This is a genomic window from Macrococcoides bohemicum (assembly GCF_016865215.1).
GTDB lineage: Bacteria > Bacillota > Bacilli > Staphylococcales > Staphylococcaceae > Macrococcoides > Macrococcoides bohemicum.
The window spans coordinates 18,275-43,644 of the sequence record NZ_CP054482.1; the positions used below are offsets into that span (position 1 = coordinate 18,275).

Genomic DNA, 25,370 nt, shown 5'->3' on the forward strand with positions numbered 1-25,370 from the left:
CATACATTGAGGTATTTTAAGTAAAGTTGTAAAATAGAATAGTTATAGAAATATTTTTAGAAAGTGAGAATTTATGTTGAAGATTGATTTAAGTAAGACGATTGTCGTTACGATGATTATGATGATGGTAACGTTACTGATAAATTTCCTGCCGTTTATGGCATTCATTATCGCACCGTTTCTGCTTATACCGACTGTATATTTGTTCTGTAAGTCGCGTAATAGTTTTTATATCATGAGTTTAATCGTAATACTCATAACTATTTTTATGTCGATATTTACGATGCAGGTCATAATGGGATCGATATTTGCTGGATATATCATTGGTCAATTACTGATAGAACGTACATCTAAAGAGCGCATGCTTTATATCCTTACAGTTTTTTATAGTATATATACACTTGTATCGATTATCTTCCTTCAGTTAACTGACTATTTACCTAAAGTGCAGACTTGGTTTAAGCCAACAATTGATATTTATAATGAATACTTATCTAAAGGTGTTAAAGAAGGTACAATTCCTGCTTATCAGTTAGAGATGTTTAATACAAGTATGAATGAAGTGATTAAACAAGTACCTGGAATTGTTATTTTATCGCTATTTTTATTAGCTTTATTACAATTGGTGATAACTTTACCTGCATTACGCCAGTTTAAGATTGCGACACCTAACTTTAGATCATTATATACATGGCAGATGCCGAAAGTACTATTAATCATTTATTTATTTGTACTATTAGCGCATTTTGGAATTTCAGAAACTGATTATGTTCCTCTCGGAATCGTGATAAACTTAAGATATGTATTAGAGTGGATGTTATTCATTCAAGGATTATCTTTATATAGCTATTTTATAAAGATGAGAAAAATTCATCTGATTGTTAAAGTTTTTATATTCTTTATCGCGTTTTTATACGCTCCCATTACTCAACTTTTCGGAATAATTGATTTGATGGTAAACTTAAAGAAAAGAATACCAAAAAAGTTTAAGTAATAAATAATTTAATGAGGTGTCACAATGAATAGGAAGTACAATAAGCAAACATTAATTATGCCATTTATTGTTATGTGTCTCGCAGCTTTTATTGTTACAGGAATACTTTATACGGTACATCCTATGACAGCGACGGTTTCATTCGGCATACTTTTTGTCATCACGTGCATCAGTCTTTTCTATTTAAGATATGGTATCAGACACAATGAATCTTATATTGCGAATTTATCAACATCTATTGATAAGGGAAAACGTTATGCAATAAGCGAATTACCCATCGGTGTTATTCTTTTAGATGAAAATGAGCATATTGAATGGCATAATCATTTTATTAATGAGAAGATTAATGCTCCTATTATTTCTGAATCTATTCATAATTTGTTCCCTAATTTGCTGAATCAACTTAAAAATACAGGCGTAAATGAAGCCACTGCCAACTTTGAATCATACAAATTTAAAGTAACATATGGTGAAGATTTAAACACTTTGTATTTCTTCGATATTACCGATAAAGTTGAAATAGAACAATTATACGATGAAGCTAAGCCTATTATAGGGATACTGTTCCTGGATAACTTCGATGAAATTACACAAAACATGGCTGATGCGCAACGTACGGAAATTAATAGTATGATGTCGACTGAAATTAATAAATGGGCTGAAGAGAATAACGTATATATTAAACGTTATCAATCAGATCAATATATGATGTTCTTTAATCAAAAGATCTTACATAAGATTGAAGAGACAAAATTTAATTTATTAGATAATATACGTGAAAAAAGTCGAGAAATCAAAACGCATATCACACTGAGTGTTGGCATTGGTGAAGGCTCTGAAAATTTACTGGATCTTGGTACATTAGCGCAATCAAGTTTAGATTTAGCTCTTGGTCGTGGTGGTGACCAGGTAGCGATTAAGAACATGAATGGAAATGTTCGATTCTATGGTGGTAAAACTGATCCTATGGAGAAACGTACACGCGTTAGAGCACGTGTTATCTCTCATGCACTCCGCGATATTTTAATCGAAGGTGAAAACGTCATTATTATGGGACATAAACGTCCTGATATGGATGCGATCGGTGCTGCAATTGGTGTTGCACGCTTTGCTAAGATGAACAATTTAAAGGCGAATATCATTCTAAATGATTATGATGTTGATGATACTTTATCTCGTGTTATGGCTGAAATTGCAGAAAAACCTGAGCTCGATGAAATATTTGTGTCTTCAGAAGAAGCATGGAATTTAATGGCGAAGAAGACGACATTGGTTATCGTAGATACACATAAACCTGAAATGGTGATTGATGAAAGTATATTAAATAAAGCGTATCGTAAAGTGGTGATCGATCATCATCGTCGTGGCGAATCGTTTATCGAGAGTCCACTGCTTGTATATATGGAACAATATGCGAGTTCTACAGCAGAACTTGTAACTGAATTACTGGAATATCAACCGACAGAACATAAGTTGACGCGTCTAGAGGCAACGGTAATGCTTGCCGGCATTATTGTTGACACACGTAACTTTACGCTGCGTACAGGTTCCAGAACATTTGATGCAGCAAGTTTCTTAAGAAACCATGGTGCTGATACGATTCTTTGTCAGCATTTCTTAAAGGATGATATTGAAACGTATATTAAACGTTCCGAAATTATTCGTACCGTGCAGTTAGAAGATAATGGCATAGCAATTGCGCATGGCCCAGTAGGTGAGATCATTCATCCGGTTATTGTTGCACAAGCTGCTGACGAGCTTTTGGGTATAGAAGGTGTTGAAGCATCTTTTGTGGTGGCAGAGCGAAAAGAGAATGTCATCGGTATTTCTGCCAGATCGTTAGGAGAAATAAATGTTCAGCTTGTTATGGAAAGTATGGGTGGCGGTGGTCATTTATCAAATGCTGCAACACAACTTGAAAATGTCACGATCAATGAAGCAATTTTGCAATTACAACAAACTATAAATGAACAAAGTGAAGGAGAAGATTAGTTATGAAAGTTATATTTACTCAGGATGTTAAAGGAAAAGGTAAAAAAGGCGAAATTAAAGAAGTACCAGTAGGTTATGCAAATAACTTCTTATTAAAGAATAAATATGCTGTAGAAGCTACACCAGGAAACTTAAAACAGTTAGAAGCACAAAAGAAACGTGTTGAGTTAGATAAGCAACATGAATTAGAAGAAGCGGAAAAACTAAAAGAGAAATTAGAATCACTGGAAGTAAAAGTAACTGCTAAATCAGGTGAAGGTGGCCGTTTATTTGGATCTGTAAGTTCTAAACAAGTAGCTGATGCTTTAAATAAGCAACACGGTATCAAACTTGATAAACGTAAAATGGACTTACATGATGGCATCAGAAGTCTAGGTTATACGAATGTACCTGTTAAATTACATAATAAAGTAAGTGGTACATTAAAAGTTCACGTTACAGCAGAATAAAATTTTTAGGAGGATAATATGTCAGATTATCTTGAAGGTAAGAAACTGCCTTTTAATTTAACAGCTGAGCAATCTGTATTAGGTGCTATCTTTATTGATAATGAAGTATTATCTTCTGTGCTTGAAACATTATTGCCGCTACATTTTTACAGACAAAGTCATCAGAATATATTTCAGGCGATGCTTACTTTATCTGAACAAAACGATGTTGTAGATATCATTACTGTTATGAATCAAATGACGCAGGATGGAACGCTTGAAGCGAGTGGCGGGGAACTTTATCTTATTGAATTGTCAGAGAAAGTACCTACTGCTAGAAACGTTGATTTCTATGTGGATATTGTTTATCGTGATGCCGTAAAGCGTCGTTTAATTCATGTTGCTGATAGTATTATGGCTGATGGATATAATGAGTCACTCGATTTGGAAACATTACTTGCAGATGCTGAAAAGCGTATTATGGAAGTGTCGACCAATCGAGGTGCAGACGGATTTAAAGAAATTAAAGATGTGTTAACACAAGTCTTTAATAATGCGGAAGAACTTGATAATAATAAAGGCCAAACGCCTGGTATACCTACCGGTTATCGTGACCTGGATCAAATGACTGCAGGTTTTAACCGTAATGATTTAATCATAATCGCAGCACGTCCATCAGTAGGTAAGACAGCGTTTGCTTTAAATATTGCCACACAGGTGGCTACAAATGATCATCCGTATACAGTAGCAATATTTAGTCTTGAGATGGGTGCAGATCAACTTGCAACACGTATGATATGTAGTACAGGGAACGTTGATTCGAATCGACTGCGAACAGGACAGATGGACGGAGAAGATTGGAATCGTTTCACAGTTGCTGTAGGTAAATTATCTCGAACAAATATTTTCATTGATGATACTCCAGGAATTCGTATTACAGATATTCGTTCTAAATGCAGACGACTTCATCAGGAACATGGACTGGATATGATATTGATTGACTATCTACAGTTGATACAAGGTTCTGGAAGTCGCTCAAGTGAAAATAGACAACAAGAAGTGTCTGAAATATCTCGTATGTTAAAGGCATTAGCGCGTGAATTAGAGTGTCCTGTTATTGCCTTATCTCAGCTCTCTCGTGGCGTGGAACAACGACAAGATAAACGACCGATGATGAGTGATATTCGTGAATCGGGATCGATTGAACAAGATGCTGATATTGTAGCCTTCTTGTATCGAGATGATTATTATAACCGTGGACAAGGTGAAGATGGCGAAGAAGTAGAAGTTGATGCAGGTGCGCAAGATGAGAATGGTGAGATAGAAATTATTATTGCTAAGCAGCGTAATGGTCCTACAGGGACTGTTAAATTGCACTTCTTAAAGCAATATAACAAGTTTACTGATATCGATTACGCACATGCAGATATGATGTAAAAAAACTATAAAACACGTACTTTAAATCGATAAATATATTTAAAGTACGTGTTTTTGTTTATAATTTACAAATAACTTTCAGGAATGTTTGTACTTATTATATTGATTTTTCAATAAAAATATTAAATTTCAAAACGAAAAAACAGTATAAATCAAATGAAATAAAGAAGATTATTCATTTATGCATTCCTAAATACATAAAACCTTATTTCATAAGGAAAAATTATGTATAATTATTAATGTTCGGTTTTTGGTTGATTTTTCATCTATATATTGATAGAATGGCTAAGGTTAGTCAAGAAAATTTGGAGGTGCACGCATGTCATCAATCGTAGTTGTTGGGACGCAGTGGGGAGACGAAGGTAAAGGTAAAATCACAGATTTTTTAGCTGAACAGGCAAATGTGATTGCTCGTTTTTCAGGTGGTAATAATGCAGGTCATACTATTAAATTCGGTGGAGAAACGTATAAATTACACTTAGTACCATCAGGAATTTTCTATTCAGATAAATTATCAGTAATCGGTAATGGCGTTGTTGTAGATCCGGTTGCTTTATTAAAGGAATTAGATGCATTAAATGAACGTGGTATAAGTACAGATAACTTACGTATCTCAAATCGTGCCCAAGTTATTTTACCGTACCATTTAAAACAAGATGAATTAGAAGAAGAAAAACGTGGCGACAATAAAATCGGTACAACGAAAAAAGGTATTGGACCGGCATATGTTGATAAAGTACAACGTATCGGGATCCGTATGGCTGATTTATTGGACGAAGAAACATTTAGAGCAAAGTTAGAAGAAAACTTAAATGCTAAAAATGAACTATTCGAAAAAATGTTCAATGCTGAAGGATTCACTTTTGAAGAAATCTTTGAACCTTACTTTGCCGCAGGACAACGATTGAAACAATATACAGTGGACACTGCAAAAGTATTAGATGACGCTTTCGAAGCAGAAGAAAAAGTATTGTTTGAAGGTGCACAAGGTGTGATGCTTGATATCGATCATGGTACTTATCCATTTGTTACATCAAGTAACCCGATTGCAGGTAACGTAACAGTTGGTACTGGTGTAGGACCGACTTTTGTTGATAAAGTTGTAGGCGTATGTAAAGCTTATACATCACGTGTAGGAGATGGGCCATTCCCAACTGAACTATTCGATGAAGATGGGCACCATATCCGTGAAGTAGGTCGTGAATACGGTACAACAACAGGACGTCCACGCCGTGTAGGTTGGTTTGATTCAGTTGTATTACGTCATTCACGTCGTGCGAGTGGTATTACAGATTTATCAATTAACTCTATTGATGTATTAACAGGTTTAGAAACTGTTAAAATCTGTACAGCATACGAATTAGATGGTGAAATTATTACTGAATACCCTGCTAACTTAAATGCATTAAATCGTTGTAAACCAGTATTTGAAACGTTACCTGGATGGACAGAAGATGTTACTGGTGTTAAGACGATGGAAGAATTACCGGATAATGCACGTCGTTATTTAGAGCGCATTTCTGAATTATGTAATGTTAAGATTTCTATCTTCTCAGTAGGACCAGATAGAACGCAAACAAACTTACTTGAAGATTTATGGCAAACAGATAAATAAGCTTTAATTAAATGATTAATATAAAAAATAGCAATAAAGGAATCTATTGAAATAGACTACTTTATTGCTATTTTTTATTGTTTTAATGGATATCTCTCTTTTTAAATCTTCCACCTTTAACTTCTGATACATTGCCGATTGCAACAAATGCATTTTCATCATAATGATTAACGATGTCTTTTAATTTAAATTCTTCTAAACGTGTAATGACACAGAAGATGACTTTCTTATCTTCACCGGTATAAGCACCTTCTCCAGATAAATATGTAACACCACGTCCTAATCGGTCATTAATAGCATCACCAATTTCTTCGTGTTGATCACTTATAATCCATACTGATTTTGATTCATTTAAACCTTGCTGTACGATATCAATTGTTTTAAAAGCGATAAAATAGGCAATTACTGAATACATTGCTGATTCCCATGTAAAGATGAATCCGGCAGCAACATAGATGAAAAAATTAATAACCATAACGATTTCTCCAACTGAAAAAGGAGATTTATTACTAATAAGAATGGCAAGAATTTCAGTCCCATCTAATGAACCACCATAACGAATGACGAGTCCTACACCAAGGCCAAGAATCGCCCCACCAAAGATAGTGACTAGAAATTTCTCATCTGCGAAAGGAGGAACAGGATGTAATAGGGCTGTCCCAATTGATAAAATAGTAATGGCATATAAAGTGGATAAAGCAAATGTTTTACCGATTTGTTTATATCCTAGGTAAAAGAATGGGATATTTAATAAAAAGATAAATAATCCAAGAGGTACTTTAAGTAAATGTGAAGCCATAATTGAAATACCTACAATACCTCCATCGAGTAATTTGTTAGGTACTAAAAAGAGTTCGAGTGCCACTGCCATGAGAATTGCACCTAAAGTGATGAAAGAAAAACGCTTAATCTTTTCTTTTAAAGGCAGCTTTTTGTGTTGCTTTACCACTTTTTCCAAGGGTATTGACATAACATGCTCCTTTCTTGATTAATACAGAGTGTATACATATCAATTATACTAAATTTTTTAATATTTCTTAAAAATAATGCTTGATAAATGTAAATTCAACATGCTATAATCAATCTTGTGCTATTAATTAATGGCCCCTTGGTCAAGCGGTTAAGACACCGCCCTTTCACGGCGGTAACACGGGTTCGAATCCCGTAGGGGTCACCATTTATTTTAATACGTAAGGTCCCGTGGTGTAGCGGTTAACATGCCTGCCTGTCACGCAGGAGATCGCGGGTTCGATTCCCGTCGGGACCGCTAATTAGTAAGGCAATTGCCTTACTCATTCATATTTAGAAGTTAGACTTTTGTCTAGCTTCTTTTTTTGTGATGTCGTATAAAATGCGACCTTATAGAAAAAAGTACAAAACAGTGGTAAATTATAGAGTAGGGTATTATTGAATTTTACCAGAGAAGAGGGACGCCAATGTCGAGAAAAATCGTTGTTGTAGATGATGAAAAACCGATTGCAGATATATTAGAATTTAACTTGAAAAAAGAAGGCTATGAAGTACATGTTGCTTATGACGGTGATGATGCTGTAGATCTTATCTATGATGTGCAACCAGATATCGTATTATTAGATATCATGCTACCTGGTCGTGATGGTATGGAAGTATGTCGTGAAGTACGTAAGAAATATGATATGCCGATTATTATGTTGACAGCTAAAGACTCTGAAATTGATAAAGTATTAGGTTTAGAGTTAGGTGCTGACGATTATGTAACGAAGCCATTCTCAACACGTGAATTAATTGCCCGTGTTAAAGCGAATTTGCGTCGTCATTATACACAAGCTCAAACAGAAGAAAAAGAAGAGTCAACAGATATCGTTATTAACGATATTATTGTTTATCCTGAAGCTTACTCTATTAAAAAGCGTGGCGTAGATATCGAGCTTACACATCGTGAGTTCGAGTTATTCCATTACTTAGCGAAACATATTGGTCAGGTGATGACGCGCGAACACTTACTGCAAACAGTATGGGGTTATGATTATTTTGGAGATGTACGTACAGTGGACGTTACAATCCGTCGATTACGAGAAAAAATTGAAGATGATGCAAGCCATCCGGAATATATCGTAACACGTCGTGGTGTAGGATACTTTTTACAAACGCAGGAGTAGTGCAAAATGAAAACGTTATATAAAAAGCTTCAATCTTTACACATTAAGCTCGTTGTAATCTATGTATTACTTATTATCATCGGTATGCAGATTATCGGTTTATATTTTACGAATAACCTGGAAAAAGAGTTAACGAAGAATTTTGAAACAAATATTAACCAGCAAATAAAATCAATCAACTATGATATACGAAATATATATAAAGAAAATAAAAAAACACCGAATAGAATACAACGAGAGATTCAAAAGACTGTTGATGAATATGCATTGCGTACAGAAATCGATACGATTCGCTATGTTGATAATTCAGAAGTTATTTTAGCGACAAGTAACGATTCGAATCGTGAGAGTATTAATCAAAAGATTAATGATAGCCAGATTAAAACATCATTATCTCTAGGGAAAACGAATGATCGCGTAAAACTGCGTGATGACCCTGGCGGTAAAGTGCGTGTCTGGATTAAAAACTTTCCAATCAAAGATAATAATAAAATTTTAGGGGTTATCCATGTTGAGGAATCAATTGAACCGGTTTACACGCAACTTATGAAGATTAACAGTATCTTCATCATCGGTACAGGATTATCTTTATTAATTACTATTATATTAGGGTTCTTTATTGCACGAACGATTACTAAACCCATCTCAGATATGCGTAATCAGGCATTAGAGATGTCAAAAGGTAATTATACAAATCGTGTTAAAGTTTATGGAAACGATGAAATCGGTGAACTTGCTCTAACATTTAATAATTTATCAAAACGAGTACAGGAAGCGCAGGCAAATACCGAAAGTGAGAAACGTCGTCTTGATTCTGTAATTACACATATGTCTGATGGTGTTATTGCGACGGATAGACGTGGACGTGTACGTATTGTAAATGAAATGGCTTTAAAGATGCTCGATATGAATAAAGATGAAGTAGAAGGTCGTCACGTATTAGATATATTAAATATCGAAGAGCATTATTCATTAGATGAATTACAGGATATCGCTGGTGGTATCATTATTGACCTTAATGAGAAAGAGCAGTTAATAGTACGTGTGTCATTCTCTACAATTATTCAGGATACTGGATTTATTACGGGTTACATTGCTGTATTACATGATGTTACTGAACAACACCATGTTGAGAATGAACGTCGTGAATTCGTAGCCAACGTTTCGCATGAATTACGTACGCCGCTTACATCGATGCGTAGTTATATTGAAGCATTAGAAGAAGGTGCATGGAAAGATGATGATTTAGCACCGCAATTCTTAAGCGTTACACGTGAAGAAACGGATCGTATGATTCGTCTTGTAAATGATTTACTGCAGTTATCTAAGATGGACAATACAGATGATCATCTTAATAAAGAACTGATTGATTTTAATATGTTTATACATAAAATTATCAATCGATTTGAAATGTCAGAAGGTAAAAATGCTACATTTATCCGTGATATACCGAAAAACGGTATATTTGTCGAAATTGACCCTGATAAGATGACACAAGTATTTGATAATGTCATTACCAATGCATTGAAATACTCTAAAGGTAAGAAAAAAGTTGAATTCCACGTGAAACAAAATACTTTATTTAATCGCATGACCATTCAAATTAAAGATAATGGTATTGGAATTCCTTTAAATAAAGTAGATAAAATCTTTGACCGCTTCTTCCGAGTAGATAAAGCACGAACACGAAAGATGGGTGGAACCGGATTAGGACTTGCCATTAGTAAAGAGATTGTTGAGGCACATAATGGACGTATTTGGGCAAATAGTAAGGAAGGTTTCGGGACATCAGTATATATTACACTTCCATGCGAAGTATTAGATGATGGTGATTGGGATGTTTAAAAGTATCTTAAAAGGGATTATTTTGTTAACGCTTGTCATATCAAGTATCGTACTAACATATAAAATCTGGAACTTTAGACCGAACCTTGCCAATATCGAAACGTCTATTACTAAAACAAATACAGCACTTAGTCCAAAAAATGTAGATGATATCAATAGTATTTTTCTACCCTATCAAGTCGTTGTATATTCAGATAATAATGTACTTGGTACAACAGATAAGGATATGTTAATTGAATTTGTTAAACGTATTTCAAGTTTAAAAGTTTCAGACATTAGCGATAAAAATCAAGGTATCTCATATATGTCGAAATCATTAAAAGATAAATTTGTTATGTTAGACTATGCTGGTAATTTACCAGTTGCTATATATTTGACTGATATTTTAGAGGATACTGTAAAAGAGGATAGTAATGCTCAATTTAAACGCATCATTATTGATAGCCATAAAAAACAAAATCTTATTCTTTATATGATGACGAATGATAATCGTATGTTAGAGATTGAAACAAATGGTTCTAGTAAGGCATTTAATACATTGGTAAGATCGTCTCGTAAATCGATGGAGAGTTATATAGGCGTTATTACTAATGAAAGAACGACTGATGAATTGACAAGTTTGTATGTACCGGAGAAACCGAAACAAACGCAAGCATATAGCTATCTGGCGGATAACATTAATGTTGATGACATTAATAAAGCGGTACTCGGTGATAAAAATAGTATCATTGAACGTTCTGACAATAATCGTTCTAAAACTTACAATTCAAACACAGGTATTGTAAAGATGACGAATAATGAAAACTATAAATTTAATAATTTATCAGAAGTCGATCATGGTAAACCAAATCCGATGAATAACTTAATTAATTCATTTAATTTTATTAGTGAACATCGCGGATTTACGGATGATTATCGTTATTTTGGAGTAAGAGATGCGGATAGTGCAATTAAGTATCAAATGTTCTTTAAAGGATATCCGGTATTCAATCGTCGTAACTTATCTGAGATAGATATTATTTGGGGAGACGATAACGTATATGAATATAAACGAGGACTGTATACTACAAGTGTTGCAGTGCCGGCTAAAGAAAAAGTCAAACAACTTCCGACAGCTGAAGAAGTACGTTTTTCATTAGCATCAAATAAACATTATCATTTTGAACGTGTATCGAACATGATGATTGGTTACAAAATGGAACGCTCAGATGAAGAAACCATCCAGTCAACATTGTCATTTAAACCTGCATGGTTTATTAAATATAATGATGAATGGAAAGAGTATGATAATGGGAGGCTGAAATAATGGATTGGAAACATGCCACATCGTTATTTATCTTTGTATTCCTGATTATCAATATTGCGCTCGGCTTTATCTATCATGAGAAAGTTCAACGTGCAAATATTGTTGAAGATGCTAAACACGAGCGTATTGATTTTGATGAAGAAGGTATAAAGTTGCCGGAACTACCTTCTGCTAAGCATGTGATGATGAATATTATGTCTGCAAAGAGTGCTGGATTTACAGAAAACTCAGCTGACTTTGACAAGAAAAGCGACGAATTAAAAACAGTCGTAACAAGCGAAGTAAAACCAAAAATAAAATTATCTAAAATCGAAGAAAATGCGATAATTAGTGGATTAAAAGAGTATATCATTACTGAAATAGATAAAGGAAAAGAATATACACTTAGTGGAATAGATAGAAAAAAACATACTCTTTACTTTGATCAAGTATATGGCAAGTACCCGATTCTAAATAATGATAAAGCACAGCTCGCATTTCGATATAATGATAATAATGAAGTGACAACTTATAAACAAACCTATCTTAAAGATATACAAGAAGGATTAGGAAAGAATAACGAAAAGAAAAAAGTGATTCCAGCGAAAGAAGCGATTGAAGTATTGTACTATAAAACAGCTTTAGAACGTGGCGATACAGTGACATCAGTGAGGCTTGGATACTATTCAATCGTACGAGAAGTACGTGGACAAGTACTGAAGCCAACATGGCAAATCGCTGTACGAAAAGCAAATGGTACGGCGACTACTTATTATGTAGATGCTGTGAATCCAGAGCAACCAATATTGTAAATTAAGTGAGTGATTTGATGATTAATATGTCAGTACTAGCAAGTGGTAGTACGGGGAATGCAGTGTACGTTGAAAGTGAGAAAGGATCGCTACTCGTCGATGCAGGATTAACAGGCAAGAAGATGGAAGGTTTGTTTGAACAAATCGACCGTAAAATAGAAGATTTAAATGGGATACTTGTGACGCATGAACATATCGATCATATTAAAGGATTAGGTGTGCTTGCAAGAAAATATAAGTTACCGATATATGCGAATGAAAAGACGTGGGAACGCATTAATCGTGCTGATGGAAAAATATCAGATGAACAGAAATTCATTTTTAATCCATATGAAATTAAGACATTAGCAGGAATGGATATTGAATCATTTAATGTTTCGCATGATGCGGTAGATCCACAGTTCTATATCTTCAATAATAACTATAAAAAGTTAACGGTGATTACAGACACAGGGTACGTATCAGACCGTATGAAAGGTATGATACATGGATCAGACTGTTTCGTATTTGAAAGTAATCATGACGTAGATATGCTACGCATGGGACGCTATCCATGGAGTACGAAACAACGTATATTAAGCGATATGGGGCACGTATCGAATGAAGATGCAGCGTATGCGATGAGAGATGTGATTACAGGAAGTACCAAACGCATCTATCTATCGCATTTATCACAAGATAACAATATGAAGGACTTAGCGCGTATGAGTGTTGAGCAGGTGCTGAACAAACATGATATTGATACAGTGAATGAAGTGCTGATACATGATACAGATAAAGCAGTACCGACGAAAATTTATGAAATTTAGTGGTAACATATCAAAATAAATAAAAATATCGAGTAAATAAATTATTAACAAGTGGATAAGTCATGTTATTCACGAAAAAATGTGTATAACTAGGGATAACTTTGTGGATAAGTACCGATTTATACACAATGTATAAAGATGTCCAGTAAAATGGGCATCTTTTTTTATTTTTATGCAGAGTAAAATGTTACATTTACTATTATTAATGATGAAAATATGATTATAATAGGATTGTGAAATGTGTATATGTGAGTAACCTGTGGATAAGTAGGATAACTTTGTAAAGGAAATGAATAAAAATGAAAATAACGATAATAACTGTGGGTAAATTGAAAGAAAAGTACTGGAAGATGGCCGTGGATGAATATGTGAAGCGACTTGGTGCGTATGCAAAAATGGAATTGATTGAAGTGACGGATGAGAAAGATTCGGATAATATGAGTGAGAAAGATATTGAAATTGCTAAGAAGAAAGAAGCGGATAGAATACTATCTAAAGTGAAAGATGACAGCTTTGTGTATACGCTTGAGATATTAGGTAAACAACTAGATTCTGTTCAATTATCAAAAGATATAGAACAAAAGATGAATACCGGTAAAAGCCATCTGACCTTTATCATCGGCGGATCGAATGGCCTGCACCAATCCGTTATGGACCGCTCAAACTACGCCCTATCATTCAGCAAGATGACCTTCCCGCATCAGATGATGAAGGTGATACTGCTTGAGCAAGTGTATCGAGGGTTTAGGATTATTAGAGGGGAAAGTTATCACAAATGATGCGGTTTTTTTCTTAGAATTTGATATCTTAGTTAATAATAAAAAATAATAGGGGTAAAAAATGAAAATCTATGAGTTGAACTATGGAGATAAACATAATAAAGGTAAAGGATTCTATTTAATGAGTGACAATTGGAATGATTTTGGTTATACTACTACTTTTTCACTATCATATTATGACGGAAATGAAGTTCTTAATATTGGAGTTGTTAAAATTGCTACTTTAACAGGCAACTATAGAACAACTATGAATGATATAATAAATGGCAATAGAGAAGAGATATTTAGTCTAGGTGTAGAAAAAGAATATTACCTTGCTCTTAATAAGTTGGAAGGAAAAAATAAGGATTTTATTCTAAAAGAGTTAAATGACATAGCAATGAATGAAGAGTTATTTGAAAAAGTAAAAGATTTGGAAATAACACAAAAATCACTTTTTAGATTTACATACGAAAAAACAATAAAGGAACAATTTAGAAGAATATTACATAATAGTGGCACCTTTAAGAAGTTTCACTTTTTTTATCACAAAGATAAAATGCAGACGGAGTTTAGAGTCAATCCTTATTCCAAACCAGCTAGTAACTTACATGGTTTGATAGGAAGCAATGGATTAGGTAAAACAACATTTCTTACAGATATTTTATTTGATTTCTTAGGATATTCCAGTTTCACTTATTTAAAAAAAAGTGATGATAAAGACTTTTTTAGAAATGCAATTTTTATCTCTTTTAGCATATTTGATAATTTTCAAAAATTAGACAGCCAAAAGTTATTTGATGATTCATTAAGTAATTATGATTATATCGGGGTAAAAAAATATACTAGATGTAATAAAGTTGAAAATAAGAATAGTGAAGATTTTACAAAAGATTTTATTAATAGTATGAAAAATATAAAAGCAAAAGGTATACATAGCAAAACTAGATGGTGTAAAGCAATGGAATTATTAGAAACTGATTTATTAATTGAAGAAGCTAACATTAAGGAAAAAATTGATGATGAGAATATATTAGTGGATATTTTTGAAAAGTTCAGTTCGGGACATAAAATTATAATTTTAACAATTACCAAGTTAATCGACTTAGTAGTTGAAAAAACTTTAATTTTACTAGACGAACCAGAGTCATATTTGCATCCCCCATTATTAGCGACGTATATTAGAACGATATCTCATATTCTAATGCAACAAAATGGTGTATGTATTGTATCTACGCATTCTCCGGTTGTTATGCAAGAGATTGATAAAGAATGTGTCCACATAATAGAGTTACATAAAGGGGAAAGAATAATAAAAAAGCCAAATATTAATACGTATGGTGAAAATATAGGAATACTAACAAGAGAAGTATTTAACTACGAAATAGAACGTACGGGCTTTTACAATGATCTGAAAATGAGTGCTAAGGAAGGCAAAAAATATGATCAAATTCTAGAAGATTATAATTTTGCTTTAGGAATGGAGGCTAAGTCTCTTTTAAGAATTTTAGTAAGAAAATTTGGTGATAAAGAATGATTTACATCAACAAGCCAACCTTCTCTCAACAAGAGATTCTTATATCTTGCACTGATAATTTAAGAAACCAAACAGAAAAACAACTATTGTTAAGTAGTGCTGATGAATTAGAAAGAATATACATGTTATATGATTCATTACTTGAGGAAAATAATATAGAATTATTTAAAGAAAATGTTATAGATGAAGAAGTAGGAAATCTATTAATAAAAATGTATGAAAATAAATTTTCAAAAAAAGGACAGACAGCAAGAAATTATTATGACAAAATGCTTAGTTATAACAAAAGTGAAATATGCCCCTATTGTAAGACAGCGAAAGCGAATAATCTAGATCACTATTTGCCCAAGTCTAAATATCCTAGTTTGGCTATAAATCCATTAAACTTACTACCAATATGTTTTAAGTGTAATGATGATAAAGGGACGGTCGTTGGTTCCTTAGTTCATTTATACTATGATAATATACAGAGTATAAATTGGTTAAAATGTAAGCTATTTAGGTGTAAACCATTAAAATTAGAATTTTATGTGGATAAATCTGAGTTTGAAGATACTGAATTATTTCAAAAAGTAAATAATACATTTGAAAGGTATAATATATCTTCTACGTATAATTCATTAGCAATAGATGAATTATTAGATAGTTTTCATAGCTTTAAAAGAATTGCGAATGTAGATGGATATAGTGTTTTAAAGAGTGATCTTAAAGAGATAATAAAGCATGCTCATAACAAGAATACTTGGAAATATTCATTGTATAATGAAATTAGCGGAGAAAATGATTGGTTTTACAATCATTTAATGAAATATGATATTGATGAAGTATTTTAATTAAAACTTTTAAGGGGTGTAGAATGGAAGTAAAAATATTGGATGAAACATATAGAGTTCTAGATGCGCTTAATAATATTACTTTAGCAGACTCTTTTCTTATTAATAAAACCGGAACTGGAAATGGTGAAGCAAAATTATATGTTGGTAATTTCTCGGATAATATTTCTTCCTTTTTTAATACATTCGTGGGAGAGTATAACTCTTTTTTTCTCAAAAGGGATTTTTTAGATTTTCTTGAGAATGCAAAAAAAGAATTTAAAGAACCATCATCAATTTATTATGGTAAAAAAACTGAAAATGGAGTAAAACTTATTAAAGACATTACAAATTCTTTACCTGAAAAGTGGGACGATTTGTACTCATTAATAAGTACCTATCCTGAAAAACTAGAATTCACATTTTATAGGTCGAATGTAAAACCTCCTAGAGTATATATAAATTCTGATTCTATTTATTATAAAAATCTTAGAGAAATAGGTATTCCTAATATTTCATATATTTCAATATTAAAATTGAGTCGGATTAGCGATGGAAAAATTTATTACTACTTTAAACCCATAGTAAATTATTCAAATGAAATAGTTAAAGATCAACCCCTTACTTCGATTGAAAAACAAGAAATTGAAAAAATCGAATTATCAGATCAGTCTGAGAGTAAGAAAAATCAACTTACTAAGGCAAGAGTAGGTCAAGGTAAGTATCGTGAAAAACTTTTAGAAGATATGCCTTATTGTCCATTCACAAAGATTAACGATGAGAGATTATTGATAGCATCTCATATAAAACCTTGGGCGGTGAGCAAGGATAATGAGAAGATAGATCCCAATAATGGTTTTTCATTGAGTCCAACTTATGATGCTCTTTTCGATAAGGGATTAATAACTTTCGAGAACAATGGTCGATTAGTAGTATCTGAATTCATAACTCCTATGAATCAAAAAAGGTTGGGTATTTATACTGGAATGAACACTGATATAAACAGGTTTATTAATGAAAAACGCGAATATTACTTATCATATCATAGAATAAATGTATATAATGGTGTAGAAAAATTTACAGAATAAAGAGGCCGACTATTTTATAGCGGCCTCTTTATTTTGACTTTTGAAAATAGAAATTAATATATTCATCAATACATTTACAACGATTGAATTACCTGACTGTCTATATATTTGTGTGTCTGAAACTACAATGTCAAAAGAGTCGCAGAATCCCATTAATCTAAGACATTCTCTAGGTGTTAATTTTCGTATTCTTCCTTGGGTTGTTACATAATTATCTACACCTGCTCTGTGCATCTTGTGCATAGTAGATAATAAAGGACGAGCTATATCTAAATCTATCTCAGGTCTTGAATAAAAGTTTTTGGTACCAGAAGCCATAACGTAATTTACAACTTTTTCAGATAAAAAATATTTTTCTTCTATTTCTTTACCTTCAATTGAATCGATAGGTTCAAATCTAAAATCTCCATGCCAATTAAATTGTTGATTAGCTTTTTGACATACAGCTATGTCCCCATTAATTTGAGTATATTGTTTATTAAGATTTTTTTCATTAATAACAAAATCTATCCCCTTTTTTCCAAGATAATATTTTTCCGCCACATTATTTTCTAAATAGTCAGCCATTACGCTTGTTAATTCAATAGGAGTAGGGAATGAAAAGTTGTGACCATGTGCCTTATTTAAAAATCCAACAACAAACAATCTTTCTCTATTTTGTGGAATACCATAATGCTTAGCATTCAAAACTGTAGATTGCCAAGTATATCCTAATTGATCGAAGACATTTTGCATTATTGTCCATGTATTCCCTTTATCATGACTAATGACACCTTTTACATTTTCGTAAATAAAAACTTCAGGTTGAATTTCTTTAATTAATCGGGCATATTCATAGAATAAAGTACCTCTCGTATCCTCAAAGCCACCACGTTTACCTACCATTGAAAAAGATTGGCAAGGACTACCACCTACAAATAAATCTACTTTTCCTCTATATTGACTTCCATCAATAAATCTTACATCTTGATGAAAATCTTTTTGGTTTATATCATAATTTGCTAAATATGATTTTTCTACAAAGTTTGTCTTTCTAGTTTGTGAATAAATATTATCTATATACTCTTTTTTTTGATTAAAATCTTTTAAATTTGCTAATTGTTCTTTAACACTTAGTTCGTCTATATCAATATCTCTATCACCGTTATCGCTCGCAAATATGATTTCGTAAGGAACATTTAATCTTTCTAAGGCGTGTTCTATAGCACCAATACCACTAAAAACAGTTGCCAATTTTAATTTAGCCATCATTAAATCTCCTTCAGTATAATAATTATCATAATATTATACCAAACGTTTGTTCTTAAGGCCATAAATTAAATTCTAAATTTTTATTTGAATATTTAAACGATTAAGTTTAAATTCTTTTAAAATTTATTTAAAAATAGTAGAATTAAACAGAACATACGTTCTCTATAACATAAGGAGTGATGATAATGACTAAAAACGAAATTATTGAAAAGATTTTAGCAAGTATTGATATTTCACCAACTATGGAAAAGAACGCTCATGATAGATATGAAAGTATATCGAAATACCTAGAAGAGCAAGGATTAAACTGTAGTTTTTATCCTCAAGGTTCATTTTTGTTAGGTACAGTTGTAAGACCATATAAAGATGGTAAGGATAAAATTTATGATTTAGACGTTATTAGTATGGTTGACAAAGAAAAGTTTGATACTACTCCAAAGCAAACTAAAAATGATGTAGGTGGGTTATTAAAAGAAAGTGGATTATACAGCGATAAACTAAAAGAAGAAGATACGCATTGTTGGACTTTAGAGTATGCCAATGTAAGTGATGTTGGTTTCACATTAGACATTGTCCCATCAGTGGTTAACGACTATTCTGTATACGATAAATATAATGAAGCAACAATAAATCAGAAGTCTATTTCTATCACAGAAAGAATTTCAGAAGGTAGATATGAATGGAAGCAAAGTAATCCTATAGGTTTTGGTGATTGGTTTAGACAAATAAGTAATAATCATATGAATGAATCACAGATAATTCAACAAAGAGATAGATTATTTTACGAATTAAGAGATTTGTATACTTCAGCAGAAGAAATACCAAAATATCTTTATCGATCTAGTTTACAGAGAGCGGTTCAGCTATTAAAAAGAATTCGTGATGTTTATTTTGAGCGTAAAACCAATCAACGTTATAAACCTTCTACCTTTTTATTAACATCACTAGTTGCTAGTGCTGTTGAGCATGAAGATAACTTAAGTGTGGATGAGATAATTAATAATTTTATTAATAGATATAAGAAAGGTACAATTCCAATTATGCATGGGATTAATATAATAAATCCCATAGATAGTTCTGAAGTGATAAATTATGACTGGACTCGCAAACACCATGAATCAATAGCTGATTGGTTAAATCATATTGAAAAATATTTATTAAATATTGAAACTAGAAAGTTTGAACAAGAAATTCGTAATGAGTTGCATGTCCCTGTAAGTTCAGATATTAATACTAATGAAAATGATGTTAGTGAAATTAAACCATGGAGGGAAGAATAAATATCATTACAAATTTACATCAACAAATTGATGAATTAATGGTTCACCAACCTAATTTAATACTAAGTGAGGATAAAGAAAAATTTATTTTAAAAGGCCAATATAATTATGATGTATCTTACGATGGCACTAGGTATTCAAATTCCAAAGATATCGTGATACATATCTATAAAGATTTTCCTCACTCAGATATTAGGTTATTCGTTGAAGATATTCCATCTGATATGGAACATGTAAATCCAAATGGTAGCATTTGTTTAGCTACTTTATCAGAGATTAAGTCATTTTTAAGATTAAATCCCACTGTTTTGGATTTTATAAATAAGTTTTTCCATTCATTCTTTTATTCCTTAGAATGGTTTGAACGTTATAAACAGTATCCATTTGGTGAGAGATCGCATGGTAGGAAGGGTATTTTAGAATATTATCTTGAGAAATGGGATGTCAATGAAGATATTTTCTTTAAAATAGCCTGTATGATTTGGGATAGAAAATATCGGGGTCATATTGAATGTTTGTGTGGAAGCGGTTTGAAAATGCGCGATTGTCATGGAAGATACTTAATAGAAATAGTGAGTAATGATGTTTCATTAAGCGAATTTCTATATGACGTGATTATAATCTATAATTTAGAGTCGGAGGTAAGTAATGGGAAGAAATAGAACCCCTCAAGATAGAGATTTTAATATTTCTAAAACCTATGAATTGATTGCATCGATAATGTATACCATCATGGCTTTACTTGCGATCATACAAGAGTTCATTCATAGCCGTCACATGGTTATAGTTAGTATATGTTTAATAATCATTATTTTCTGTTTAGAATATAGAAAAGATAAAATTTATGACAATGGTACAAAAACTAGAAGGGATATACTGTTAGACGATGCATTTAATCAAAGTTATAACCCTGAAGAATCTCAAGTAAGATATTATGACAATGAACAAATAGAACCCGGTTTAGAAAGGTTATTTTGGAATGTCTATGAAAGTGTATTCTTCAGTCAAAAAATATTAAAAAAAATGATTGAAGAAACGTTACTGTTATTAATAATTCCTGTTAGTGTATTAATGTATTCCATATTCTTAAATGGATTGAATTCAATTAATGCAGCAGTAGTGACATTAGTATTTTCTAATATGATTTTAAAAAGGATAATTGTACTTCGTAACACTAAGAATTCAGTAGAAAGAATTTATGAGCAGTGCAGTATTATTGCAAATGAGATACATAAAAAACAATCGATTAATGAAAATATTAGAAATATAATGAGTATAATCATAGATTATGAAAGTACGATGAGTGAGAATAAATATGGTTTGAGTAACAGATTATTTTTGAAGCATGTTTATACTTTGAATAATGATTGGTATAAAATTAGAGATAAGTATTTAAATAAAAATTAATTTTAATATTCTTCAGGTGTGAGCATTGTTAAAAAAGAGTCATCACTTTTATCGTCTCTAAAAATGTATATCTTATCTATCGCGAAGTATTCTGAATTTTTAATAGTCATGATTTGATTAAACTCTGGGTCTTCTTGAGTAAAAATAATTTTAATTTCATTTGGTAGTATTTTAAGAGAGAAAACTGATAAATAGTCGGGCTTCTTATTAAATAACCTTGAATATTCTATCTCTCTTTTTTCTACTAAAGAGAAAAGGGTACTTTGTACATTTTTAGGAACCAAGTGATTTATGGTTTTAGTAGTAAATTTTTTCATAGCAAATCCTTTCGATATAAGTTTATTTTGAGAGTACCAATATTATATTATATTATATTAATACTCTTAAATTGATGTAAAAAACAAAAAAAAATAAGTGAAATGGACTTAACTACTAAAAGCTAAGTCCATTCTGTTAGTTATTTGTTTTTTCTTTTCCAACGAGGTGCAAGAAATCCTACATAAGTAATTGTAAACAACAAGAACGACCAAAATAGGATAGATAGGTATGAAATACCATCTAAAGCTAATCCAACTTGTATAACGATGAATACACATAAAAACTGCAATAATAATATCTTAATAATTTTAGCTGCCATTGACTATTCCCCCAATTGTCTTTCATAACGTTCATCTAATCGTTGCTGAAGTGCATTTAGCTCTTTATTACTCATACCATCTTGTCCTGTTAATAGGCTCATTGTCATACTTCCGTACATCATTGGAATCCATATCAATATCATCATCACCAATGTAAGTGCGAGCACTGGAATCGTATCTAGTCGTTTTAGTCCTTCAATAAACTTTCCGAATAATCCTGACGCATTATTCTTTAGATCCTTATCTTCAGCATATTGCTTTGATTTAGCAACATATACTTTTGCTTTTTCGTCTAACTTAGCTTCTTTAATTTTTTCTTGTATGTTCTTCTTATAATTTGCCATACTATTTCCTCCTAGTAACTTAGTTCTCGATTCGAGATTTTATATTCGTATATTTTATCTTTCAAAAACTTCTTATCTTTGATTTGGAATGTGAGTTCTTCCGGAAAGTCATCAAACTTATATTCAAATGACCAGTGATGATCCATGTCACCACGAACCGCATATTTATCTGCTTCTATTTCTTGCCCGTTAATGTTGAAAAGTTCTAATGGTTTACCACGGTCTAATAATGCAAAGTCTTCATCTGGATCAAAGATAACTTCATGATCTTTTGGTCTGTAGATATTTACGGTAACGTAGATAACGTCTTGGAATCTGCTGACACCTAAAAATTGTACTCTATAGTCGTCTATAACAATTGTGTCCTCTTCATGTATATCAATCTTCTTACTGCCACATGAATTAAATATTATAGTTACCAACAACAATAATAAGAGTATTATTAATATTTTTAACTTTGTATAATGCTTTACATTACCTTTATCATTATTTATTATTTTGATATTTCTTAGCATCTTCTAAGATCTCTTTTCCAAGTAGTATTGCTGCTCCTACAGCAACTTTTCCAGTAAATTTAGCTGTCTTAACAGCACCTTTACCTGTGGTTTTAGCTACTTTCTTTCCGACATTTCCAGCCGATTTTGAAAAACCTTTGATTTTTTCATTCATAATACTATTACTCCTTTATCCATTGATTGTCGTATTCATTTAAACGATAGTTTCTTTCTTCTAAAAGGTGTCTTACTGTAATCATCTTTGTATAATGATTTTCTGAACCAGAATATTTGTTATACAGTTGAATTAACTGTTTGTCTGTAGACTGTTTTAACTTTCGGTCGATATTAACTACGTCAGATGATAATCCAAACTCTTTCTTCTTTAAGAACATATTTTTGATATTAAGTATCTGCTTTTTCAGATTCAATCATCTCCTGACATACCATATAGCATTCATCGACATGTCTTTTACCTAAAGCATACATAGCACTATAACTGATACCACCAGAAACAACAGCTCCGATAACCGGCACAAATTTAGCTATTTGCTTATCACGAAGTTTTTTGAAACCCATCGTTTTAAGTACTTTCATTACTAATTCTTTTGTAAGATTCTTTCCAATGAACTGATTTCCAACTGATGTAACGATTACAAGTATCTTTTGTTTTTCCGCAGCATCCAGATCATCAATTTGATCATTGGACAGTCCAAATTTTTTATTAATCTTATCAACAACTTCCATTATCAAGCCGATGTCAGCAGCTACATCAACTCCTGGAACAGGAACGGCAGCAATAGCGCCACTCGTTGTAGCCCTTTGTTTAACAATACGCATCGCTGCTTTTTTAGCTTTATCTAAATCTTTTTGATTAGTTATTTTCATTACAATCACTCCGTATCATCTTTATGTATTTTTTGTGTGAAGTAGACTTGATTAAGACGTAGAAGGTGACTGTAGAAATCATTTGAGTAATGACTGTTAACTAATCTAATATGTGGACTATGCATTAGAAGTACTTCAAATACATTCTTACGAGTCATATTGAAAGAAACAATGATTGTCGTATCTGTTATGGACTCTATGAGACTTACGTCATAAATATCCTTCAATGTATGCCAAACTTCTTTTGTCATTTCAAACGTTGATATATTGTCTTCGTGTTTATCCTGTCTTTTTTCAACCTGAATAGATTGTATGCTAGATATTCTAATAGATGTTTCTTCTCTTTTATTTATGTAAGCAAGAAAAAAGTCAGAGTGTTTATAGTAAATTTCTAAAGGTGTAGTGTTTGTTATAACATCATGGATAGTTACGATGTTGATTGTGTTCTTCTGTAAAATAGCGTTTTGAATTTGACTAATGATCTTATAGTCTGATTCTGAATCAATGACTGTAAATTGTTTTAATAAACGTACAAGTTCATTCATATCGTGGTTATAATTTTCGGTGATAATAGTCTTAAGCGTATCGTAAATTTTTTCATGCATAACTGGCGAAAGGGAATATAGTTTTGTCAAAATCATTCGTAACGGATAACTGTCTCTATGAGATTGATGATTAGAAATACTATATGCATTCAATGAATGGTTATAGATAATTTCCTGCCTGTATAAATGTTCATTTGAGTCACTTAGATAAGTTCTGATTTCATCTATATCTCTTTGTACCGTTCTAGGATTTACACCAAATTCATACGCTATTTCTTCTTTGTTAATATATCTATTCTTTATCAATCGGTTATATAGAATTAACAGTCTTTGTGCTCGATTCAACGTCTTAATCACCACCCTCCATCCAATGGTTTAATTATAGAAAATGACATAGACACGATACGTCAAACCTTTATAAAAAATATAAATATTTTACAGATGATAATTGCTTGATTTAATGCAATTTCGTATATAACAAAGCAAAAAAATAAAACGGATAGACAATATATGTCTAACCGTCTTAAATATGTCCACTTTCTTTAAGTGAAATAAATTCACAATCTGTGAAAATAATATGATCCAGGACAGTAATACCTAATAAATCACCTGCTTGTGTAAGTTGTTTTGTTATATTTATATCCTCATAGCTAGGTTCTGTATTACCTGAAGGATGATTATGTCCAAGTATAATATTTGCCGAATTGCTTAGAATCGCTGTTTTAAATACTTCTCTGGGATGTACAACAGATGCATTTAATGAGCCGATAGATATAGTTTGAATGTGGGTGGGTTCATTTTTAGTATTGAGAGCAATCATTATCATCTGTTCACGATCTGAATCGCCAGCAAACTTCTTTAGAATATGATAAGCATCTTCTGGTGATTTGATTTTTCTTTCGGAGTACCACATTACCTTTTCTTTTATCATTTGAAGAGACACAATGTTAATTTTCTTTTTTGTCATTATATT

The 25,370-nt window shown here is 32.0% G+C and carries 28 protein-coding genes and 2 tRNA genes; 19 read left to right on the forward strand and 11 right to left on the reverse strand.

What is annotated here, in order from left to right:
• Positions 1-73: 73 nt before the first annotated feature.
• From HT586_RS00080 to HT586_RS00100, 5 genes are all read left to right on the forward strand, one after another.
• Positions 74-994 (forward strand): DUF2232 domain-containing protein, encoded by a 921-nt coding sequence (locus HT586_RS00080; protein WP_111746537.1) that lies wholly within the window; start codon positions 74-76, stop codon positions 992-994.
• 24 nt (positions 995-1,018) lie between these two features.
• Positions 1,019-2,986 (forward strand): DHH family phosphoesterase, encoded by a 1,968-nt coding sequence (locus HT586_RS00085; RefSeq protein ID WP_203545907.1) that lies wholly within the window; start codon positions 1,019-1,021, stop codon positions 2,984-2,986.
• 2 nt (positions 2,987-2,988) lie between these two features.
• Positions 2,989-3,435, forward strand: a complete 447-nt coding sequence (gene rplI / locus HT586_RS00090) for a 50S ribosomal protein L9 (RefSeq protein WP_111716932.1) — start codon at positions 2,989-2,991, stop codon at positions 3,433-3,435.
• An 18-nt stretch (positions 3,436-3,453) separates the two neighbouring features.
• A complete protein-coding gene (gene dnaB / locus HT586_RS00095) occupies positions 3,454-4,851 on the forward strand; it encodes a replicative DNA helicase (protein WP_099581677.1) in 1,398 nt (465 codons plus the stop codon).
• 319 nt (positions 4,852-5,170) lie between these two features.
• Positions 5,171-6,466: an adenylosuccinate synthase gene (locus tag HT586_RS00100; RefSeq protein WP_133353669.1), complete on the forward strand. Its 1,296-nt coding sequence runs from the start codon at positions 5,171-5,173 to the stop codon at positions 6,464-6,466.
• 82 nt (positions 6,467-6,548) lie between these two features.
• Here HT586_RS00100 and HT586_RS00105 read toward each other — a convergent pair whose 3' ends face one another.
• Positions 6,549-7,436: a YitT family protein gene (locus HT586_RS00105; protein WP_203545908.1), complete on the reverse strand. Its 888-nt coding sequence runs from the start codon at positions 7,434-7,436 to the stop codon at positions 6,549-6,551.
• A gap of 132 nt (positions 7,437-7,568) precedes the next feature.
• Here HT586_RS00105 and HT586_RS00110 point away from each other — a divergent pair.
• The 11 genes from HT586_RS00110 to HT586_RS00160 all read left to right on the forward strand — a co-directional run bounded on the left by HT586_RS00110 (position 7,569) and on the right by HT586_RS00160 (position 17,550).
• Positions 7,569-7,643: transfer RNA gene (locus HT586_RS00110), tRNA-Glu, on the forward strand.
• 17 nt (positions 7,644-7,660) lie between these two features.
• Positions 7,661-7,733, forward strand: a tRNA-Asp gene (locus tag HT586_RS00115).
• Positions 7,734-7,902: 169 nt separating this feature from the next.
• Entirely contained in the window at positions 7,903-8,604 is a 702-nt protein-coding gene (yycF, locus tag HT586_RS00120) for a response regulator YycF (protein ID WP_203545909.1), read from the forward strand.
• 6 nt (positions 8,605-8,610) lie between these two features.
• Complete coding sequence (gene walK, locus HT586_RS00125) at positions 8,611-10,449, forward strand: cell wall metabolism sensor histidine kinase WalK (protein ID WP_203545910.1); 1,839 nt, start codon at positions 8,611-8,613, stop codon at positions 10,447-10,449.
• Positions 10,442-11,755: a YycH family regulatory protein gene (locus HT586_RS00130; RefSeq protein WP_203545911.1), complete on the forward strand. Its 1,314-nt coding sequence runs from the start codon at positions 10,442-10,444 to the stop codon at positions 11,753-11,755. Before walK ends, HT586_RS00130 begins: the two co-directional genes overlap by 8 nt.
• On the forward strand, positions 11,755-12,546 hold the full coding sequence (locus HT586_RS00135; protein WP_203545912.1) for a two-component system regulatory protein YycI: 792 nt from the start codon (positions 11,755-11,757) through the stop codon (positions 12,544-12,546). The genes HT586_RS00130 and HT586_RS00135 overlap by 1 nt, the downstream gene beginning before the upstream one ends.
• Positions 12,547-12,563: 17 nt before the next feature.
• Positions 12,564-13,355 (forward strand): MBL fold metallo-hydrolase, encoded by a 792-nt coding sequence (locus HT586_RS00140; protein WP_203545913.1) that lies wholly within the window; start codon positions 12,564-12,566, stop codon positions 13,353-13,355.
• 299 nt (positions 13,356-13,654) lie between these two features.
• A complete protein-coding gene (rlmH, locus tag HT586_RS00145) occupies positions 13,655-14,134 on the forward strand; it encodes a 23S rRNA (pseudouridine(1915)-N(3))-methyltransferase RlmH (RefSeq protein ID WP_203545914.1) in 480 nt (159 codons plus the stop codon).
• 61 nt (positions 14,135-14,195) lie between these two features.
• Entirely contained in the window at positions 14,196-15,650 is a 1,455-nt protein-coding gene (locus tag HT586_RS00150) for an AAA family ATPase (protein WP_203545915.1), read from the forward strand.
• Complete coding sequence (locus HT586_RS00155; RefSeq protein ID WP_203545916.1) at positions 15,647-16,483, forward strand: HNH endonuclease; 837 nt, start codon at positions 15,647-15,649, stop codon at positions 16,481-16,483. Before HT586_RS00150 ends, HT586_RS00155 begins: the two co-directional genes overlap by 4 nt.
• Before the next feature lie 23 nt (positions 16,484-16,506).
• Entirely contained in the window at positions 16,507-17,550 is a 1,044-nt protein-coding gene (locus tag HT586_RS00160) for an HNH endonuclease (RefSeq protein WP_203545917.1), read from the forward strand.
• 9 nt (positions 17,551-17,559) lie between these two features.
• Here HT586_RS00160 and HT586_RS00165 read toward each other — a convergent pair whose 3' ends face one another.
• Entirely contained in the window at positions 17,560-18,798 is a 1,239-nt protein-coding gene (locus tag HT586_RS00165) for a DNA cytosine methyltransferase (RefSeq protein WP_203545918.1), read from the reverse strand.
• A 188-nt stretch (positions 18,799-18,986) separates the two neighbouring features.
• Between HT586_RS00165 and HT586_RS00170 the strand changes: the two genes are divergently transcribed.
• From HT586_RS00170 to HT586_RS00180, 3 genes are read left to right on the forward strand one after another with little or no spacing between them, the layout of a single operon-like run.
• Positions 18,987-20,081: a nucleotidyltransferase domain-containing protein gene (locus HT586_RS00170; protein WP_203545919.1), complete on the forward strand. Its 1,095-nt coding sequence runs from the start codon at positions 18,987-18,989 to the stop codon at positions 20,079-20,081.
• Positions 20,066-20,743, forward strand: coding sequence for a hypothetical protein (locus HT586_RS00175; protein WP_203545920.1), 678 nt, complete (start codon positions 20,066-20,068; stop codon positions 20,741-20,743). The genes HT586_RS00170 and HT586_RS00175 overlap by 16 nt, the downstream gene beginning before the upstream one ends.
• The gene (locus HT586_RS00180; protein ID WP_203545921.1) at positions 20,730-21,488 is read left to right on the forward strand and encodes a hypothetical protein; all 759 of its coding nucleotides are present in this window, start codon (positions 20,730-20,732) and stop codon (positions 21,486-21,488) included. The genes HT586_RS00175 and HT586_RS00180 overlap by 14 nt, the downstream gene beginning before the upstream one ends.
• Before the next feature lie 2 nt (positions 21,489-21,490).
• On the opposite strand, the gene HT586_RS00185 is transcribed toward HT586_RS00180, so the two are convergent.
• From HT586_RS00185 to HT586_RS00225, 9 genes are all read right to left on the reverse strand, one after another.
• The gene (locus tag HT586_RS00185; RefSeq protein ID WP_133353677.1) at positions 21,491-21,805 is read right to left on the reverse strand and encodes a DUF960 domain-containing protein; all 315 of its coding nucleotides are present in this window, start codon (positions 21,803-21,805) and stop codon (positions 21,491-21,493) included.
• Positions 21,806-21,945: 140 nt separating this feature from the next.
• A complete protein-coding gene (locus HT586_RS00190; protein ID WP_203545922.1) occupies positions 21,946-22,125 on the reverse strand; it encodes a hypothetical protein in 180 nt (59 codons plus the stop codon).
• A gap of 3 nt (positions 22,126-22,128) precedes the next feature.
• Positions 22,129-22,470 carry a hypothetical protein gene (locus tag HT586_RS00195; RefSeq protein WP_203545923.1) on the reverse strand — a complete coding sequence of 114 codons (342 nt, stop codon included), beginning with the start codon at positions 22,468-22,470 and terminating at the stop codon, positions 22,129-22,131.
• Positions 22,471-22,481: 11 nt separating this feature from the next.
• Entirely contained in the window at positions 22,482-22,985 is a 504-nt protein-coding gene (locus tag HT586_RS00200) for a hypothetical protein (RefSeq protein WP_203545924.1), read from the reverse strand.
• Complete coding sequence (locus HT586_RS00205; protein WP_203545925.1) at positions 22,957-23,139, reverse strand: hypothetical protein; 183 nt, start codon at positions 23,137-23,139, stop codon at positions 22,957-22,959. Before HT586_RS00205 ends, HT586_RS00200 begins: the two co-directional genes overlap by 29 nt.
• Positions 23,140-23,146: 7 nt before the next feature.
• Positions 23,147-23,395 (reverse strand): hypothetical protein, encoded by a 249-nt coding sequence (locus HT586_RS00210; protein WP_203545926.1) that lies wholly within the window; start codon positions 23,393-23,395, stop codon positions 23,147-23,149.
• The gene (locus HT586_RS00215) at positions 23,370-23,852 is read right to left on the reverse strand and encodes a hypothetical protein (RefSeq protein WP_203545927.1); all 483 of its coding nucleotides are present in this window, start codon (positions 23,850-23,852) and stop codon (positions 23,370-23,372) included. The genes HT586_RS00210 and HT586_RS00215 overlap by 26 nt, the downstream gene beginning before the upstream one ends.
• Before the next feature lie 5 nt (positions 23,853-23,857).
• The gene (locus HT586_RS00220; protein ID WP_203545928.1) at positions 23,858-24,754 is read right to left on the reverse strand and encodes an HTH domain-containing protein; all 897 of its coding nucleotides are present in this window, start codon (positions 24,752-24,754) and stop codon (positions 23,858-23,860) included.
• Positions 24,755-24,920: 166 nt separating this feature from the next.
• Entirely contained in the window at positions 24,921-25,364 is a 444-nt protein-coding gene (locus HT586_RS00225; protein ID WP_203545929.1) for a JAB domain-containing protein, read from the reverse strand.
• Positions 25,365-25,370: the final 6 nt, after the last annotated feature.